This window comes from Staphylococcus sp. GDY8P45P (genome assembly GCF_017892745.1).
In the GTDB taxonomy this organism is placed as follows: domain Bacteria; phylum Bacillota; class Bacilli; order Staphylococcales; family Staphylococcaceae; genus Staphylococcus; species Staphylococcus cohnii.
Genome location: NZ_JAESLS010000005.1, coordinates 1 through 17,432, shown reverse-complemented (window position 1 = coordinate 17,432; position 17,432 = coordinate 1). Strand labels below are relative to the sequence as shown.

Below are 17,432 nucleotides of genomic sequence, written 5' to 3'. Positions count from 1 at the left end.
ATGGCAATTCAAATATTAGTAAATTTAATTTTATCAGTGTTTTGGCTATTTGTAACAGGTAGCTATACATTTAATAATTTCCTATTAGGTTATATATTTGGTCTATTGTTAGTATTCCTGATGCGTGGTGTCTTACCCGGTAGATTTTATATTATTACTATTTATAAAATTATAAAATTATTTATCGTCTTTTTAGTAGAATTAGTTAAAGCAAATATTGATGTTATTAGAATCGTTACTAAACCTAAAATTAACAATGAACCCGCCTTTTTTACGTATCCAACAGATTTGAAAAAAGATTGGCAAATTGTGTTGTTATCAAACTTGATTACACTCACACCTGGTACGATTGTTCTAGGTATCAGTGATGATCGCAAACAAATATATATTCACAGTATTGATTTCAGTACTAAAGAAGAAGAAATTGAAAGTATTAAATCATCACTTGAAAAAGTGGTAAGAGAGGTAGGCGAGTATTAATGAACTACAACGTGATATTAATCGTGGCATTAGTTATTGTAACATTGTCAATGTTTGGTATGCTTGTTCGTGTCATTATCGGCCCTTCTCTTGCTGATAGGGTTGTGGCACTTGATGCAATGGGTATCCAACTGATGGCGATTGTAGCACTATTTAGTATTTTCTTGGGTACTAAATATATGATGGTTGCCATTTTATTAATTGGTATTTTAGCGTTTTTAGGAACTGCAGTGTTTGCAAAATATATGGATAAAGGTAAGGTGATTGAGCATGATAACAACGATCATCATTAGTATAGCTCTTATTTTGGTTATCCTTGGCTCACTCATAAGTGCACTAGCTGCGATTGGCCTCTTACGTTTAGATGATGTATATGCACGTGCGCATGCTGCTGGTAAAGCTGCTACACTAGGAGCAATGTTACTTATAAGTGGTGTTTTCTTATATTTCATAGGTCGTGAAGGTTATGTAAATATGCAATTACTTATCGGTATATTATTCATTTTGATCACGGGGCCGTTAGCAAGTCACCTTATTATTAAATCAGCATATAATTTGAAGACACCCGCTTCAAAAAGAACAAAACGTGATGACATACAAAAAGACTTAAAAGATACAAAATTGTAATATCATTTAATTACGCATTCCAATATCAGGAATGCGTATTTTTTATTCCATAACAGGTTTCAAAGATACATTAATGCAACAGCTGATTATCAAACAAATCATTACAAATGATGACGCAACTGTGTCACATTCAGGGCTGCCTTCTACTTCTGCTCATTTAGAATAGTTACCCTATTTATTTGTATCAGGTGGTCTAGCCGACTTAAAACTCAGCCCTTTTGAATGAAATATCATGGGTGCCTGTGAAGCAGCATCAAAAATTTCAAATACTATGTTATCAAAAAGGACCGTTGACAAAGTCTCTGACTTTGTTGGCAGTTTCTTTGTGCACGCTTTCCGCGGGCACTGCCTTAGCCTGTAGTCTTCGGCTAGTGCTATTCCCGCAGGAGTCGGCATAAATCACTGCCAATATTATAATATATGTAAATTAAGCAGTGGTCGTGATTATTCTGATGAATAAATCAATTGATAAAAGAGAACAATATGAAATGATTTCTATCTCTGAATGAGTCCTTAATAATCATTGATTACGTAAAGTCGATGCGATATTAGATTTGAAATTTGTATATGAACTTGTCGAAGACAAACATTTAAGAAAATATTAAAAATAGCTATCAAAAATAATTTAATAGATCAGTCATCTTTATTTATTGATGCTACGCATATTAAAGCAAATGCAAATAAGAATAAGTATACAACTGAATTAGCTGAAAAGGACACACTCCATTTTCAAGAAGATTTAATAATGAAAATAAGAGCAAAGATTAGTTCAAGGACAAAATCCTATTTGGAAAAATTATATAAATAAAAAATAGACAAACCCTTCGTAAATTAATACGAAGGAGGTTTGTCTATTTTCTGAAAGGACTCATCCGCTAACTGTGAATGAGTCCTTTTTATATGATTTATTTTAAGACTTAATTAGCATTTAAAAATCTGATTTCATTAAAGTAAATATCATTAATCTAATACTTCAATGCCTTACTGTCGTTTACGTGGTTTAATGGCAATTGTACCTCTCATAACACATATCAGTCTATCATTTTGATCTTTGATATCTATGTTCCAAACTTGGGTTGTACTACCTTCATGAATGATTGTAGCAGTCGCAAATATCGTTCCTTCAGTCGTCGAACCTATATGATTTGCATTCATTTCGAGACCTAAAGGAATAAAATGCTCTGTGTCAATAATGTCAGCAGCTCCCATTGAGCATGCTGTTTCTCCAAGCGCTAAGCTCGCACCACCATGTAAAAAGCCAAATGGTTGTTTCACTTCATCTGTGACTGGCATAGACATAACCATAAGTCCATGTTCTTGTCGCTCTACCTTTATTTTTAAAGCATCAAGCATATTTGCCATTGAAGACACCTCTTTTTCTTATTCTTAGGTCTATAATATCATAGCCGCAATAGTGCCAAAAATGATTAGAGGAATATTATAAAAAACAAAGTTTGGAATACATGTATCACGAATGTGATCATGTTGACCATCAACATCTAAACCTGCTGTAGGACCTAATGTTGAATCGCTCGCAGGTGACCCCGAATCTCCTAATGCACTCGCCGTTCCTATCAAAGCAATTAATGCCATGGTACTTAGTCCCAAAGATTCACCTAATGGCACAAACAACGTTGCAATAATAGGTATTGTAGCAAATGATGAGCCAATCCCTAAAGTCACGACCAAACCAATAATGTACATTACAATAATACTAACTAATTTATTTTCTCCAATAACACCACTAAGCCCACTTACTAAATTACCTATATCTCCTGTTTCATTCATTACACCTGCAAAACCATTTGCTGATAAAATCACAACACCTATAAATGACATGATTTTAATACCATCTACAAATTTTTGATCTAACTCAGTCCACTTATAAGCACGTGAAATGAAGAAAACAAGTACGCCGGCTAAAGCCCCAAATATCATAGAATCAGTGAACATCTGTACTAAAAAAGTAGCAATAATAGAAATAATCGTTACTACGAGAACATAAGGTCTAATTTCAATTTCACTCATATCTTTAATGTCTTTATGTTCAGAGTATTTTCTAGGTTTTCTATAATAATAAATACCTGCGATTAAGCCAACAATATAGCCTAATGATGGAATCAGCATTGCTTTCCATATCATACCCATTTCAATTGGATGATCTGCTTTAGAGAATCCACTTTGAATGATTTGGTGGAAAATCTGACCGAAACCATATGGTAATAAAACATATGGCCAACATAAACCAAAGCCAATAATTATTGCAATTTGTCTTCTATCTATATTAAGTTCATTAAACAAACTTATTAATGGAGGTATTACAATTGGGATAAATGCAATATGTACAGGTATTAAGTTTTGACTCATTACACTCATAATTAATAGTGCACCGATAATAATAACTTTAACTTTAATACGTGACATTTTACTGTTTTCTGCATGAATCGTATTGATAATCTTATTTACTAAATAGTCTGTAATACCACTATAAGAAATCAACGCAGCAAATCCACCTAATAAAGCATAACTTAATGCTACTTCAGCACCATCAACAATATTTTTACCAAATACAGATACAATGTCTGTGACGCTCATACCTGCGATTAAGCCACCAACTAGTGCACTGATAAATAAGCTTATAACAACATTTAATCTACATAAACAGAGTACAATCATCAGTACCACTGCTATAACAACTGCATTTATCACAAAAGCACAACTCCTTTATTACGTTATCGAACTAAAGTATCACGAGATTTATAATAACAATTGCTTATCAAATTGTCAATCCTATCTTTAGATATATTTATTCAAAACTTTATACTAAAATGAGACATGCTTCATAAACTTGCCAACCTTTTTATATAAGTTAAAAAAGCTTCAAGTTAATCTACTAAAAATTAACTTGAAGCATATGTTTTCTTAACTTCAATTTGTTTATTTTACAGGTTACGTAACCATTGTACGATTGTTGATATTAGATAACCTGTAGGCCCAACTGGCCCCTTATAACTTGGTTTATTCGTAGTAGCAGGCCCTGCGATATCAAAATGTAAATGTGGTGTATTACCTGCAAAATGATTGATAAATGTTGCCGCAAACAATGCTTTACCTTGACCATTGGTATGGTTGACTAAATCAGCTACCTCACTTTTTCTTATCAGTCCTTGTTCTGTAGCAGTAATCGGTAATTCAAAGACTTTTTCATCCATAATTTCTGCTTGACTTAGAATAGATTTTAAAGTGTCTTCAGCATTTTGATTAAAAACGGCAGCTTTATCTTCACCTAACGCAGCTACAGCAGCACCAGTTAAAGTTGCAAAATCTAATATTATATTTGGCTGAAATTGATTAGCATAGAATACAGCGTCACCTAAAACAAGACGTCCTTCTGCATCTGTATTTAAAACCTCTACAGACTCCCCACTTAGCGCTGTGTAAACATCATCTGGTTTCATCGCTTCTTCATTCACCATATTTTCAGCAGCAGCAATAATACCAACAATATTTAATGGCAGCGCTAATTTACGAGCAGCTTCAATCATTCCTATTACATTTGCTGAGCCACACATATCAAATTTCATGGTCTGCATACCTGTTTTAGATTTAATTGAATAACCACCTGAATCATAAGTAATGCCTTTACCTACAAGTGCAATAGGATTTTCTCCTGGTTTGCCACCATTATAAGTCAATGTAATTACACGTGGTCCATTTTTAGAACCTTTACCAACTGCATGAATTAACCCAAAACCTTCTTTTTGTAAAGTCTTATTATCTTTGATATCAACAAATACATTAGTGTCATTAAATTGGTTTTCTATCAGTTCTGCATAATAAGCAGGTGTTAATATATTAGGTGGTATATTACTATAATCACGAGCTAAATTAACAGCAGTTGCAATTGCTTCACCATTTTCAATAGATTTTGCAATATCATCTTCTTCTGTATGTATCTCTAATTTTAATTGATAAGGCGCTGATTTATTGGATTTATAACCATCAAAATGATAAATTGATTGTTCACTTTGCTGACCAAGAATTTCAGCGATTATTTCCTTTTCGACTTTTTGAGATTTAAATGAATTAAATAACAGTGAAGCTTCAGTGATTCTACTGCTATTTAAAGCTTGAAATAAATTACCGAATATTTTTAAATAATCATTGTATCCTAATTCCTTAGTATTTCCTAATCCTACAGTAATCAACTTATGCGCTTTCTCTTCTACTTTAAAAAATGTAGTCGATATTATTCCAACATTTGTGCTAAAGACTTGATGTTCCTTTAAAGGTGATAATAAGTCTTTTAAATCTTCTTCACCTATTTTTATTGCCTCTAATTGATTTAAGTGTTCAGATACACCAACAATGATTGTATCTTGTTCAACCTTAGCAGTGTTATTTATAATTGCTTTCATCAATCATCCCTCATTTCAGTTTATTCAGTCACATTGTATCATTTATTAATCCCTATCCATTATTAAAAATGATTTACAGTCTATACTTATAAAAACATACATATAATAATTGAGGCTGAGACATAAAATAGTCTCAGCCTCAATATTTATACTACTAGATATACATCTAGTATTTATCAGTTATTAAAATTTACCTTTTTTAAATGCTAAGCCTACGCCACCAAGTTTGAATACCGCACGTGTATCGATAACTTTTTTCATAAATGCAGCTTTTTTACCTTGGATATCTTTACCATAAACAACGCCAACGCCATCGTTAGCACCTAAAGAACAAACTGTACCACGATCAACATATTCAAACTCTTGAGTTGGTTGACCTTCTAGGATATTTTTAATGTTCTTAGCAGTGTGCTCGCCTTCTTGCATAGCAATTTGTGCTGTTGTAGGTAATGGACGTTCTTCCCCAGCTGGAATAAATGCAGAACAATCACCTATTACAAAAATATCATTATATCCATCGATTGTTAAATCTTGGTTAGTAACGATACGGCCACGTTTCACACCTTCAAATGATTCTTCCATTAATTTGCTACCACGAACACCAGCAGCCCATACAACTGTATTCGCTTCTAATTGTTGTTCTTCATCGTTAACCTTAACTACGAAACCTTTTTCATTTGCAGCAACGATTGGTGTAGCAATTTTAAATTCAACACCTTTGCTTTCTAAATAACTTACTGCATGGTTTACTAATTCATCAGAGAATTGAGGTAACATTTTTGGAGCAGCTTCTACACAAGTAATTTTAACTTTTGTTTGATCTACACCATATTTGTTACATAACTCAGGGATACGATCAGTCAATTCACCTAAGAATTCAACACCTGTAAATCCTGCACCACCAACGATAATAGCTAAATCTTTATCGTCTTTATTTTTTGATGCAGCATAGTTAGCAAATTTATCTTCAATGTGACGCGCTAATTTACGAGCAGTTAAAACATTTTCGATTTGGAAAGCATGATCTTTCATACCTTTAATACCAAATGTTTCACTTTCGAAACCTAAAGCAACAACTAAAATATCAAAATCAAAAATACCCGCATCAGTTTCTACTTTTTTAGCATTGCGATCGATTTTTGTAACTTCTGCTTTGATGAAGTTTACTTTATTCTTATTGATCACACTTGCAACTGGGTATAAAACATCTTCATAACTAATTGTTCCAGCTGAAGCTTCATGTAACCAAGTCGCTTCATAGTGATAATCATTCTTATTAATTAATGTAATTTCAGCCTCATCAGCCGAAAGTTGCTTTTGTAATTTGGTAATAGCTTGTAACCCAGCGTAACCAGCGCCTAAAACTAAAACTTTTTTACGTTCTTGAGCCATTTCATTCACCTAAGCTTTCATAATTTTTTTGTTGCGATCGTCTTTTTTAATATACTGATTTTCATAGAAATTCACAAAAAAGACATTTTTCATCCAACACTAATTTTATAGTTTTTATAGTTTATTTTCAAGCCGAAACGCATATATTGTTTGTTTTTTCACATAAACAGATAAAAGACTATAGTTCTCACCTCACTTAGTCGAACTATAGTCTATAAAAACTCTAATTACAATTATTAACAATCTTCTGGTGACCCAGAAACTTTTGCAGTTCTGAATGAACTACCACAACCACAAGATGCAATTGCATTTGGATTGTCGATTTGGAAGCCACCGCCCATTAACGATTGTTTAAAATCAATTTTTGTACCTTCCAATACTGGTATGTCATATTTATCAATCAGCACTTTCACACCGTGAAATTCAAATATTTCATCATTCTCACTAGGTTCAGCTTCTGCAGACATACCATACGTTAATCCAGTACAGCCGCCACCATTGACTTTAATTTTCAAAAAGCCATTCGGCATATCATTTTGTTCCATCATATCTTTAACTTCGTATGCTGCCGCTTCTGTCAGTTCAACTACTGCCATTAAAATTACCTCCCTAAAAAATCCATGTTTCTTCTATATGTGAATAAATATTTTGTAATAAGTCGTCTGGTGATTCTCCTTCAACAATATCACCGTTTACTAATGCATACAAGCCACTTGAGCAAATACCACAATTTTGTAGACAACCATATTCTAAAACGTCTACACCTGGATCATTTTCAAGTTGATTATATACATAATCTCCACCTTTCGCTAAATTCGAAATGCAGAACTCAACTATTGGATTCATATTACACCCTCTCAATTAATTATCAGTTTATCAATTATAACAAAATCACACCGCTTTTGACCAATTACTAGCTTATATTATTTATTCATTTATTTTGCCGTTTTTTGTTACAAATCAATTAAAACAAAACTTATTTTCGTATGAAATGTCATTCACACAATATTTTTATATTGTTATAATCATATTGCATTTAAAAGATATATATTTACAAATTACAATTCATCATGTTTATTTGTAGAAGTATATAAAAAAGCATATAATATATCTAAGTAAGCTTATTATGAAATGGTATTTCGTTCAATGAAGACGAATATGATTTAACCACATTATATTTATTGACTTACATTGACGACAAGAGATAAAGATATTATTTATTAACGAAAATAAGTTGTATTTTTATCAAATTGCTCAATACATTTTTACTAAAGGGGTATCATAAATGAAAAATTTAGTTCTATTGGGTGGCGGATACGGAAATATGCGCATTATGTCTCATATTTTACCATCTGCACTTCCTGAAAATTATTCTATTACATTAATTGATCGTATGCCTTATCATGGTTTAAAACCAGAATTCTATGAATTAGCTGCTGGTACTAAATCAGACAAAGATATTCGTATGAATTTCCCTGATTCAGAACGTATCAATATTGTGTATGGAGAAATTAATGATATTAATTTGGAAGATCAAATTATTTCAGTTGGCAACACAAAAGTAGATTATGATGAATTGGTTATTGGACTTGGTTGTGAAGACAAATATCATAATGTTCCAGGGGCTGCAGAATATACTCACAGTATCCAAACGTTATCAAGTTCACGGGAAACATTTCATCATATTAGTGAACTACCCAACGGAGCAAAAGTAGGTATTGTAGGTGCAGGTTTAAGTGGCATCGAACTAGCGAGTGAACTCCGTGAAAGTCGTAAAGACTTACAAATATACTTATATGATCGTGGAGAACGCATTTTGCGACGTTTCCCTGAAAAATTAAGTCGTTATATAGAAAATTGGTTTAGAAAGAACGATGTAACAGTAGTACCAAACTCTGATATTAATCGTGTGGAACCTGGTAAAATTTTCAATAATGATGTACCTGAACCATTAGATTTAATCGTTTGGACAGCTGGAATTCAACCTGTGGAAATTGTTAGAAATTTACCAATTGATATTAGTAGAGATGGCCGTGTCATCCTTAACCAATACCATCAAGTTCCAACCTATAAAAATGTTTACGTAGTAGGAGACTGTGCAGATTTGCCTCATGCACCTAGTGCACAACTTGCTGAAGTTCAAGGAGACCAAATTGCAGATGTTATGAAACTACAATGGCAAGGCAAGCCTCTACCAGAAAAAATGCCAGAACTTAAAGTTCAAGGTTTCTTAGGTTCTCTTGGCGATAAAAAAGGTTTTGCCTACATCATGGACAGAACAGTTACTGGTCGTTTAGCTTCAATCTTAAAATCTGGTGTGCTATGGTTATACAAATATCACAATGGATAAATCTTAAACAAAAATAACAAAGACACGTCTTCATATACTTTACTAACTTCTGTTAAAAGTATATGAACGTGTCTTTTTCTAAATGATTAAATTAATGCGCATCCATAAATTTAGTAATATCTCTCAATTGTACATATCCATCAGAAACATATTCATCATTCATCGTTACAAGTGGATAGAACAATTCATCTTCCTGAATACGCTCAATATATTGTTGGTCATGATCAGTTAAATTTTCAGTATCCTTCTCGATATCGATATACGTAAATTCAAATTGTGTATCTGGATACTTTCTTTTGAGCAATGGTTGCAGCCAATCAAAAGTATTTCGAGCAGTTGGTGCATTAACACAGCTTGCACAAACAACATCTGCACCATAAACGACTACACTTACTTTATTCATTTTAACTATCCCCTTTTGTCTTGATTGATAGATTTTTCTTTATATATCTATTATAATAAAAAGATAGACAGAAAATGAAATAATATACTTGAAAGGAGGCATTTCCATGCCAACTGAAAACGTAACAATGTTTGATCAAGTAGCAGAAGTAATTGAAAAACTACGTCCATTCTTACTACGTGATGGCGGCGATTGCTCGCTAGTAGATGTAGAAGATGGAATTGTTAAGCTTCAATTGCACGGTGCATGTGGTACATGCCCAAGTTCAACAATCACATTAAAAGCAGGCATCGAACGCGCTTTACATGAAGAAGTACCTGGAGTAGTAGAAGTAGAACAAGTATTCTAGTTGATCAACTTATATATAAATTAAACAACAAAAGCGTCAAATTTTATAGAATTCTTTGTTTATGAATTTGTTATATAATAACCGATTCATAACAAAATGCACTTTCATGTTCAATGAAGGTGCATTTTTATATTCAAATCAGTAATAAAATCGATGTATGCACGATGTGAAATACATTTGATTTTGTTAGTTAATTTTATTTAAGTCATCTTTTTCCTGAACAATATACTGTCTGGACTTATGTAAAGATTGGATTCATGAATCACGTCCATAAAAAAATGATAGGAAATCTATTGTTGCGATTTCCTATCATATGCTACATTTCATATATTTTTCAAATCATCCACGTTCAATTTTAAAATAACTATTTACGCATGTGCTGCGCAATGTGCTCACTAATATAAACCCAGCCTTTCCATCCTATATGGACGGCATCACTGATAACATAAGGTTCATAATCTTTATCTGTCATATCATAAATTTTCCCACCACGATTAACAACAGTTTCTCTAATTTTGTTATATACTTTCTGACGTTTTTCTTTATTTACACCTATATGATCGTACCACTTTCCATTTGATGGAAGACTGATATATTCTATATCAGCACCAGCTTCTCGCATAGTATCTACCAATAACTCCAAATCTTTAAACTCTGGAGAATTACTATTAAATTCATAATCTCTATTCACTTTACGCTTATGTTTTTTTATTAATTGCCAATACTCATCTCTAATTTTAAACATATTTGATTTTGAATGTTTAGCGCCATATTTTTCAGATTTATTGAGAAGCATTTTCCAACTTTCATCTTGAGCTGTTACTGGTTTAATATCTTCTAGCTCAGTATTTGAAAGTGGGAAATTCGACTTTATCGCTTCAATTTTTTCAAATTGATTCATTTTAAACGGTGATAAATATTGGTCTTTATTGTTGGTTTTACCTTTAGCTACTTTTTCTAAATATTTTCGGTTTTCTACATTTTTAAATCTCAATAAACGCTTTGCATAGCGTTGTTTAAGCTCTGGACTTAAATAATTTTGATTAAATAAACGATTCAATTGTGCTTTAGATATACGTGCATCAAAATTTTTATTAGTTAATCCATGGTCCGTAAACCATTGTGGTGATATGATAAGTGCCATTTTCTTTCCTTTTAAATGATCATATTGTGAAGCTAATTCCACAGCATTAATCAAATCTGTAGAACCACCTGTGCCAATTAGAAATGGTTGTTTAGCATACGTATTTTTGTTGCGCAATAACATAGATGGATTAAACGGATCATCCTTTCCAAGTTCACTAGAACCATAAATAGGATAAAAATGATTCGATTTAAACATCTTATCTTGTATTAACGTACCTTTTAATACTTGATGTGATAGTGAAGTGCGTTGATTTTCTATAGTTTTCGGAGTAATTAATCCACTAAACCAGCTAGAAGGTAATATTAAGAAAATCCCAAATAAACATAGACTGATAATAATTGGAATAAAGTGTTTTAATTTCATTTTAATTCTTCTAATGCCGTTACAATCTTATTAGGCGTTGCCCATTCATCTCTGTCAAAATCCATAATTGAAACTTCTATATCTAATTTATTTTGAATTTCTAATAATAAACCAACCGTTTGAAATGAATCTATAATACCTTCTTCAAATAATTCAACGTCAGGGTTTTCTTTCACGATATTATTTTCAGTTACTTCAGCTAATAGATCTAACACTTGTTCTTTAAATTCCATTATAATTCCTCCTCATTTTAAAAAAGTTTTCCAGAAAAAATCAGAAAACCAAATGTTACAAAGTGAAACGTTACAACAATACTTAAAGCAGTTGTAAACTGGTTCTGCCAACGTGGACGATGGTTTTTTCTCCATTTTTCATAATAACCATATCCAATAAATAATGCTGCATGGTACAAACCATACAAAATATAATAAATTTCAATACCATGCCAGATGCCCATTATTAAAAAGTTTAAGAAAAATGCTATATTCGACATTGCAAATTGACTTTTCAGTAATTTTTTCTTTGACATAAAGAATAATGAACGCATATAAATACAATCTCTAAACCAGAATGAGAGTGACATATGCCATCTATTCCAAAAATCTTTAATATTTTTAGCTTTAAATGGTTGGTTAAAGTTTTGCGGGGTTTGAATACCATAAATATAACTAAATGCTATAGCAAAAAGTGAATAACCGGCAAAATCAAAAAATAAATATAAACTGTAAGCATACATATATAGCCATTTTGTGATAACACCAGAAAAATCCAGCATTAATGGATTAATTGCAAATGTTTGTATTAAATAAGCAATAATGTATTTATATAAAAATCCGAGCATGATGTAATGTATTGCTTTGACTAATAAATGACTATAGTCACTTCCACTCAGAATTTTATTGTCATCTTTTACAAAACGTTTGTAACGGTCAATCGGTCCTGAAGAAATGGTTGGAAAAAATGATATAAACTGTACTACTTTCCAAAGTCTTACCTCTTTGATTGAGCCATCTCTAATTTCCATTAATAGTTGAACACTTTTAAAAGTTACATATGAAATGCCTAAAAACCCTATAAATTCAATGAATTTACTCTCATGTAGTTTTAACTGCGCAGTACCAAACCACGAACTTTGCATAACTTTCACAATAATCAGTGGCAAAATAGAAAGAAAAATAACTGATATAAATTTTGTTGTAGTATTATTTTTAGCTCGAGAATGCCAATAATATATAATAATCATCACTTGCCAAATCAGATAAAGTATAAAATTTATCAATTCTAAGCTTAAATACGTTTGTCCAAATAAGTTATGCTTAGTCGATGAGAATATTAATATAATCATAACGGCTGTACTAAGACCATTATAGATTTTGCTCTGTTTGCCCATAAATCCTAATATGATAACTGGTAATAATATTACTAATGCTATAAAAAAGAATGTAAAATCGCCATATGGAATCATTTCAATATAGCCTCAGCAATCTTCTTACGATCCAATTTCCCATTCATCGTAAGCGGTAATTTCTTCATATATATTATCTTTTTGGGAATCATATATTCAGGCAGTACAGGTTTCAACTCAGTTTTGATATCATGTGTCAAAGTTTGAACTTCTTTTACCTCATCACAATGATTCAATATTACTGCGGCATTTAAATGAGTGACTTTGTTATTTTTATAAGTTGGTACGACAATCGCATCTCTAATCTTTTCTAATTTTCGCAATTGAAATTCAATTTCTTCTAATTCCATACGATAACCGTTTAATTTAATTTGATAATCTATTCTCCCATTAATAAACCATTGATTATCAATAAATTGTGCTTTGTCACCAGTGTAATAAGATTTCTGACCGTCTAACTTGTTAAATACTTTTTTAGAACGTAGTTCGTCTTTGACATATCCTTCACTTACGCATTTCCCTGAAATAATAAGTTCGCCTTCATGGGTCAAAGATAACTTAGTTCCCGGTTGCGGTAATCCTACTGGTAAAGGATTGTACTGATTTATCACTTCTTCTGTAACTAATATACTTGTAACTGCTACCGTAGCTTCTGTAGGCCCATAAGTGTTGTAAATATAAGCAGATGGGAAACGTTGTAGCAATAGTTCTGCAGTTTTATTTGCCAATATCTCGCCGCAAAAGAAAAATTCCTTTAAATTACTGTAATATGCTTCTGTCAAGCGAGGTAACATGAGACACATTTCCATAAATGAGGGTGTAGATACCCATACATTTATTTTTGATTCTTCTAACATTTCATTTAATAATTTTGGTTTATTAATCATTGTCTTATCAACTAAGTTCAAAGTTCCAGCAGTCATTAAACATGGATATATAGACATGACAGACAAATCAAATGAAAAAGGCGCTTGATTTAACCATTGTTGATTTGAACCAACTTGATTAAGTTCTAACATCCAATTTGTAAAAAGATTGAGGCTCTCATAACTGATTTGTACACCTTTGGGCTCTCCAGTAGAACCTGATGTGAAAATAGTATAAGCAATATCTGAATCTTTAATTTTACTTACTGTGTCCTCATTTTGTTTTACGCCTGTTAATAAATCTTTTGAAATAAAGGAAATATCCTCAATTTCTAGTTGTTCATTAGTAGTATTAAATATAAATTGAGGCTCTATTTTATTTATAATAGATAGAATACGATCTTGAGGGATAGAAGTATCTAGGGGAACATAGCCACAACCTGCTTTCATACTACCTATCATTCCCACAATCATAAACGGGGACATGTGCCCATATAAAATTAGTGGTGTTTTAGCATCTTTCAATAGGATTGCAAGTTGATTAGCAAAGCGATTGAGCGCTTCATATGTCAGAATTTCGTCATTATGTTTAACTGCAACTTGATTTGGGCAGTTTTCTCCATGCTCTATTAAAGTTCGAATGATGTCTTTCATGATAGTCTCCTTAATTAAAATTCATTGTAAATAAAGTTATTGTGTGTATCTCCTGTACCATAAATTAAATATAATGCAATTAATATAGCTAAGTACATTACTATCAATAACCATGGTTTGAATTTTTGTAAAGCAGTACGTTCTTTATCGTTTTTTTGCATATTTCACCTCTAGCATTTATGTAAATTCAACATTAATTATCTTCATTAAATTATTTTTTATATTTTACGCTTTATTGTATATAAATTATTCAACTTTTTCACCAATTAATTATACAATTTTTCCTACATCATTACAATTAAATATTTGTGCATCTATATAACAAAATTGTTAGGTAGAATATAAATAAATAGAGCGTTATTTTAAAAATCAAAAAAATACACATTAAATTCTTTTACAAAATTTAATGTGTATTCAATAAAACATTTCAAACCAAGATATAATGATCTAATAATGCAACAACCACAGTTATCATATGTGGCAATCATCTTTTAGTAATAATGCAAATTTAAATGACTGATATTCATTGTAAATATTTCTAAAAATTAAGCTACTCTTCACTTGGGTTAATCAAGTAATGAGTAGCTTGACATGGTATAAGTAATTTATACCACGGGCGTCTTAGGTTCTTTTTCACTTAATACTAACTTTATATTATCTACACAAAGTTGTATCATTCGGTCTCTTGTTATCACCGATGCACTTCCAATATGTGGGAGTATCGTTGCATTGTTCATTGAAAGTAACGGATGTTTCATATCAATGGGTTCTTCTCTTAAAACATCCAATCCACATGCTTTAATTTCACCATTTTGTAAAGCCTTCACTAATGCTTCCTCGTCAACGACAGCGCCCCTACCGATATTGATAAAAATCGCATCATTTTTCATCATTTTAAATGCCTTATCGTCAAACTTATCACGTGTTTCTGGAGTTAATGGTACCGTACAAATCACAAAGTCGCTCTCTTTTAATAATGTTTCAAATGAAACGTATAATGCGCCAAGCGCTTCTTCATCATCTTTATGTCTTGTTCTGTTATGATACATAATATTCGTATTAAAACCTTTTAGACGTCTCGCGAATGCTTTTCCAATATCGCCCATACCATAAATGCCGACGTTAGCATGATATAAATCTTTACCAGCAAATAAATACGGCCCCCAACTCTGCCATTCACCATTTTGAACATATGTTTCCGCTTCAACTACACGTCTTGCCACTGCAAGCATTAAAGTAAAGCCTAATTCTGCCGTTGTTTCAGTTAAAACGCTTGGTGTATTCGTCACAACAATACCCTTACTTTGCATCAAATCAACATCTATATTATCATAACCTACTGCCATGTTTGCTATGACTTTCAGATTTGGTGCAGCTTCAATGACTTCTTCATCCATTGTTTCACTTAATGTCACAAAACAAGCTGTCGCGTCTTTTAAAGCAGTTAAAAATTTCTCTCTTGGCATAGGGGTCAACGATGCATCCCAAACTTCTACTTCACCGATGTCCTCTAATTGTTTGATAAATTTCTGTGGAATTTTTCTACTTACTACGATTTTTTGCATTCAATCACTCCTAAACTTCGAGTTCTTTGATTACCTCGTTTAAATCTTTAAAACTATATGTTGGCGGTATTTCTTTTTGGTTTACATCATCTAAAGTTGATACACCTGTTTGAACATGTATTGTATCAACATTAACATTGATTCCAGAAAGTATATCTGTATCATATAAATCACCTATCATTGCAACTTCAGAACAATCTAATCCCAAAATTTCTAAGGCTTTATTCATAATAATAGGTTCCGGTTTACCAATGAATGTTGGTTCAACGCCTGTAGATACTGACACAACACTTGTAATTGCGCCATTACCAGGTAAGAACCCACGTTCTTTTGGAATGGATACATCTTTATTTGTTGAAATGAATTTTGCTCCGTTTCGAACACCTAGTGTAGCAGTTGCTAGTTTTTCATAAGTTACAGCTTCATCCAAACCAATAACTACATAATCTACAAACTCATCATCTTTTATTTTTAATTGATGTTGCGTTAACGCTTTTTCTAAACCAGCGCCACCTAACATATAGATTGAAGCACCTGGTTGTTCATCAGCAATATACTCTGCAGTTGCCAGTGCTGATGTAACTACTTCATCTGCTGTAGCATCAATTCCCATCACTTTTAATTTTTCTGCTACTTCTGATGGTTCTTTAGTAGAGTTATTCGTGACAAATAAATGAGGTATTTGATGCTTGTTTAAGTATTCAATAAACTGTGCTGCACCATCAATTTTTTCATTCCCTTTGTACATCGTACCATCCAAATCAATGAGATATGCTTTGTACTGTTTCATCAAAAATTACTTCTCTCCTTTTTGACCAAATGCTGTTATAGGTACATTTTCATTATTCAAAAATTGTATTACTTCATCGATAAATTGTTGATAATAATCAAGTGTTTTATCAAAAAGTGGTTTCAATTGAATCGTATCAAGTTCATCATAAAAATGAACGAATTGCTTTCTGACATCAACAGTTTGGTTAACATTATTTTGAGTATCTTTAGAAATTACATTTTCTAATTCTAAAATATCAATGACATCTTTATAATTTCCTGGATCTCTCAAAATAAAGCCATCAATGATCATATTACCAATATCTACCGATGATTCAATCAACATTTGTGAAATTCTTTCAAATGCATAGTGATTATCTCTATAATCTGGATAATCATTAACTAATTGTTGTAAATAGTTTAATTTTTTATCTAACTTTTCTTTATTAACAAAATACATCTATGTCACCCCTATCACTCTCATCATACCATACCTTTGCAGTCGAATTCATTTATGGTTATACTGTAAATTAAGACTTTTTAAGTTCATTGAATGATTCGAATAATAAAAACTTTAATATCTCAATGATGCACTAACCCCATGATGTTTGAGTAAAATAAAAACACTTTCGTTGAATTCAT

20 protein-coding genes are annotated in these 17,432 nt (G+C 31.9%); 5 read left to right on the top strand and 15 right to left on the bottom strand.

The genetic code is table 11. The features are described from left to right. From KA873_RS03635 to KA873_RS03625, 3 genes are read left to right on the top strand one after another with little or no spacing between them, the layout of a single operon-like run. Nucleotides 1–480, top strand: a complete 480-nt coding sequence (locus tag KA873_RS03635; RefSeq protein WP_107384606.1) for a Na+/H+ antiporter subunit E — start codon at nt 1–3, stop codon at nt 478–480. After that, nucleotides 480–773, top strand: coding sequence for a Na(+)/H(+) antiporter subunit F1 (locus KA873_RS03630; protein ID WP_046208018.1), 294 nt, complete (start codon nt 480–482; stop codon nt 771–773). The genes KA873_RS03635 and KA873_RS03630 overlap by 1 nt, the downstream gene beginning before the upstream one ends. Next, nucleotides 751–1,107: a Na+/H+ antiporter subunit G1 gene (locus KA873_RS03625; RefSeq protein ID WP_107386492.1), complete on the top strand. Its 357-nt coding sequence runs from the start codon at nt 751–753 to the stop codon at nt 1,105–1,107. The genes KA873_RS03630 and KA873_RS03625 overlap by 23 nt, the downstream gene beginning before the upstream one ends. Nucleotides 1,108–2,088: 981 nt before the next feature. Here the strand turns inward: KA873_RS03625 and KA873_RS03620 are convergent. The 6 genes from KA873_RS03620 to KA873_RS03595 all read right to left on the bottom strand — a co-directional run bounded on the left by KA873_RS03620 (nt 2,089) and on the right by KA873_RS03595 (nt 7,763). Beyond that, nucleotides 2,089–2,469 carry a PaaI family thioesterase gene (locus tag KA873_RS03620; protein WP_107384604.1) on the bottom strand — a complete coding sequence of 127 codons (381 nt, stop codon included), beginning with the start codon at nt 2,467–2,469 and terminating at the stop codon, nt 2,089–2,091. Nucleotides 2,470–2,499: 30 nt separating this feature from the next. Further along, nucleotides 2,500–3,816 carry a Na+/H+ antiporter family protein gene (locus tag KA873_RS03615; protein ID WP_210140165.1) on the bottom strand — a complete coding sequence of 439 codons (1,317 nt, stop codon included), beginning with the start codon at nt 3,814–3,816 and terminating at the stop codon, nt 2,500–2,502. Between the two features lie 233 nt (nt 3,817–4,049). Beyond that, nucleotides 4,050–5,525 carry a M17 family metallopeptidase gene (locus KA873_RS03610; protein WP_210140164.1) on the bottom strand — a complete coding sequence of 492 codons (1,476 nt, stop codon included), beginning with the start codon at nt 5,523–5,525 and terminating at the stop codon, nt 4,050–4,052. 183 nt (nt 5,526–5,708) lie between these two features. Continuing rightward, nucleotides 5,709–6,917, bottom strand: coding sequence for an NAD(P)/FAD-dependent oxidoreductase (locus KA873_RS03605; RefSeq protein WP_154409348.1), 1,209 nt, complete (start codon nt 6,915–6,917; stop codon nt 5,709–5,711). 236 nt (nt 6,918–7,153) lie between these two features. Beyond that, on the bottom strand, nt 7,154–7,513 hold the full coding sequence (locus KA873_RS03600) for a HesB/IscA family protein (RefSeq protein ID WP_107384600.1): 360 nt from the start codon (nt 7,511–7,513) through the stop codon (nt 7,154–7,156). Between the two features lie 13 nt (nt 7,514–7,526). Beyond that, the gene (locus KA873_RS03595; RefSeq protein WP_019469672.1) at nt 7,527–7,763 is read right to left on the bottom strand and encodes a YuzB family protein; all 237 of its coding nucleotides are present in this window, start codon (nt 7,761–7,763) and stop codon (nt 7,527–7,529) included. A 439-nt stretch (nt 7,764–8,202) separates the two neighbouring features. On the opposite strand from KA873_RS03595, the gene KA873_RS03590 reads away from it, so the two are divergent. Next, nucleotides 8,203–9,267, top strand: coding sequence for an NAD(P)/FAD-dependent oxidoreductase (locus KA873_RS03590; protein ID WP_107384599.1), 1,065 nt, complete (start codon nt 8,203–8,205; stop codon nt 9,265–9,267). Nucleotides 9,268–9,358: 91 nt separating this feature from the next. Here KA873_RS03590 and KA873_RS03585 read toward each other — a convergent pair whose 3' ends face one another. Next, nucleotides 9,359–9,670, bottom strand: a complete 312-nt coding sequence (locus KA873_RS03585; RefSeq protein ID WP_107384598.1) for a YuzD family protein — start codon at nt 9,668–9,670, stop codon at nt 9,359–9,361. Between the two features lie 106 nt (nt 9,671–9,776). Between KA873_RS03585 and KA873_RS03580 the strand changes: the two genes are divergently transcribed. Next, complete coding sequence (locus tag KA873_RS03580) at nt 9,777–10,019, top strand: NifU family protein (protein WP_019469675.1); 243 nt, start codon at nt 9,777–9,779, stop codon at nt 10,017–10,019. A 364-nt stretch (nt 10,020–10,383) separates the two neighbouring features. Here the strand turns inward: KA873_RS03580 and dltD are convergent, their stop codons facing one another. The 8 genes from dltD to KA873_RS03540 form a co-directional block, all read right to left on the bottom strand. Further along, entirely contained in the window at nt 10,384–11,529 is a 1,146-nt protein-coding gene (gene dltD, locus KA873_RS03575) for a D-alanyl-lipoteichoic acid biosynthesis protein DltD (RefSeq protein WP_210140163.1), read from the bottom strand. Further along, nucleotides 11,526–11,762 (bottom strand): D-alanine--poly(phosphoribitol) ligase subunit 2, encoded by a 237-nt coding sequence (gene dltC / locus KA873_RS03570; protein WP_107505385.1) that lies wholly within the window; start codon nt 11,760–11,762, stop codon nt 11,526–11,528. The genes dltD and dltC overlap by 4 nt, the downstream gene beginning before the upstream one ends. A gap of 17 nt (nt 11,763–11,779) precedes the next feature. Then, nucleotides 11,780–12,994 carry a D-alanyl-lipoteichoic acid biosynthesis protein DltB gene (gene dltB, locus KA873_RS03565; RefSeq protein ID WP_210140162.1) on the bottom strand — a complete coding sequence of 405 codons (1,215 nt, stop codon included), beginning with the start codon at nt 12,992–12,994 and terminating at the stop codon, nt 11,780–11,782. Next, nucleotides 12,991–14,454 carry a D-alanine--poly(phosphoribitol) ligase subunit DltA gene (gene dltA, locus KA873_RS03560; RefSeq protein WP_210140161.1) on the bottom strand — a complete coding sequence of 488 codons (1,464 nt, stop codon included), beginning with the start codon at nt 14,452–14,454 and terminating at the stop codon, nt 12,991–12,993. Before dltA ends, dltB begins: the two co-directional genes overlap by 4 nt. A 14-nt stretch (nt 14,455–14,468) precedes the next feature. Then, nucleotides 14,469–14,615: a teichoic acid D-Ala incorporation-associated protein DltX gene (locus KA873_RS03555; protein ID WP_019469681.1), complete on the bottom strand. Its 147-nt coding sequence runs from the start codon at nt 14,613–14,615 to the stop codon at nt 14,469–14,471. 444 nt (nt 14,616–15,059) lie between these two features. Then, a complete protein-coding gene (locus KA873_RS03550) occupies nt 15,060–16,019 on the bottom strand; it encodes a 2-hydroxyacid dehydrogenase (RefSeq protein ID WP_107504617.1) in 960 nt (319 codons plus the stop codon). A 10-nt stretch (nt 16,020–16,029) separates the two neighbouring features. Then, complete coding sequence (locus tag KA873_RS03545) at nt 16,030–16,809, bottom strand: TIGR01457 family HAD-type hydrolase (RefSeq protein ID WP_107386381.1); 780 nt, start codon at nt 16,807–16,809, stop codon at nt 16,030–16,032. Nucleotides 16,810–16,815: 6 nt separating this feature from the next. Next, on the bottom strand, nt 16,816–17,250 hold the full coding sequence (locus tag KA873_RS03540; protein ID WP_107384281.1) for a DUF86 domain-containing protein: 435 nt from the start codon (nt 17,248–17,250) through the stop codon (nt 16,816–16,818). Nucleotides 17,251–17,432 lie beyond the last annotated feature (182 nt).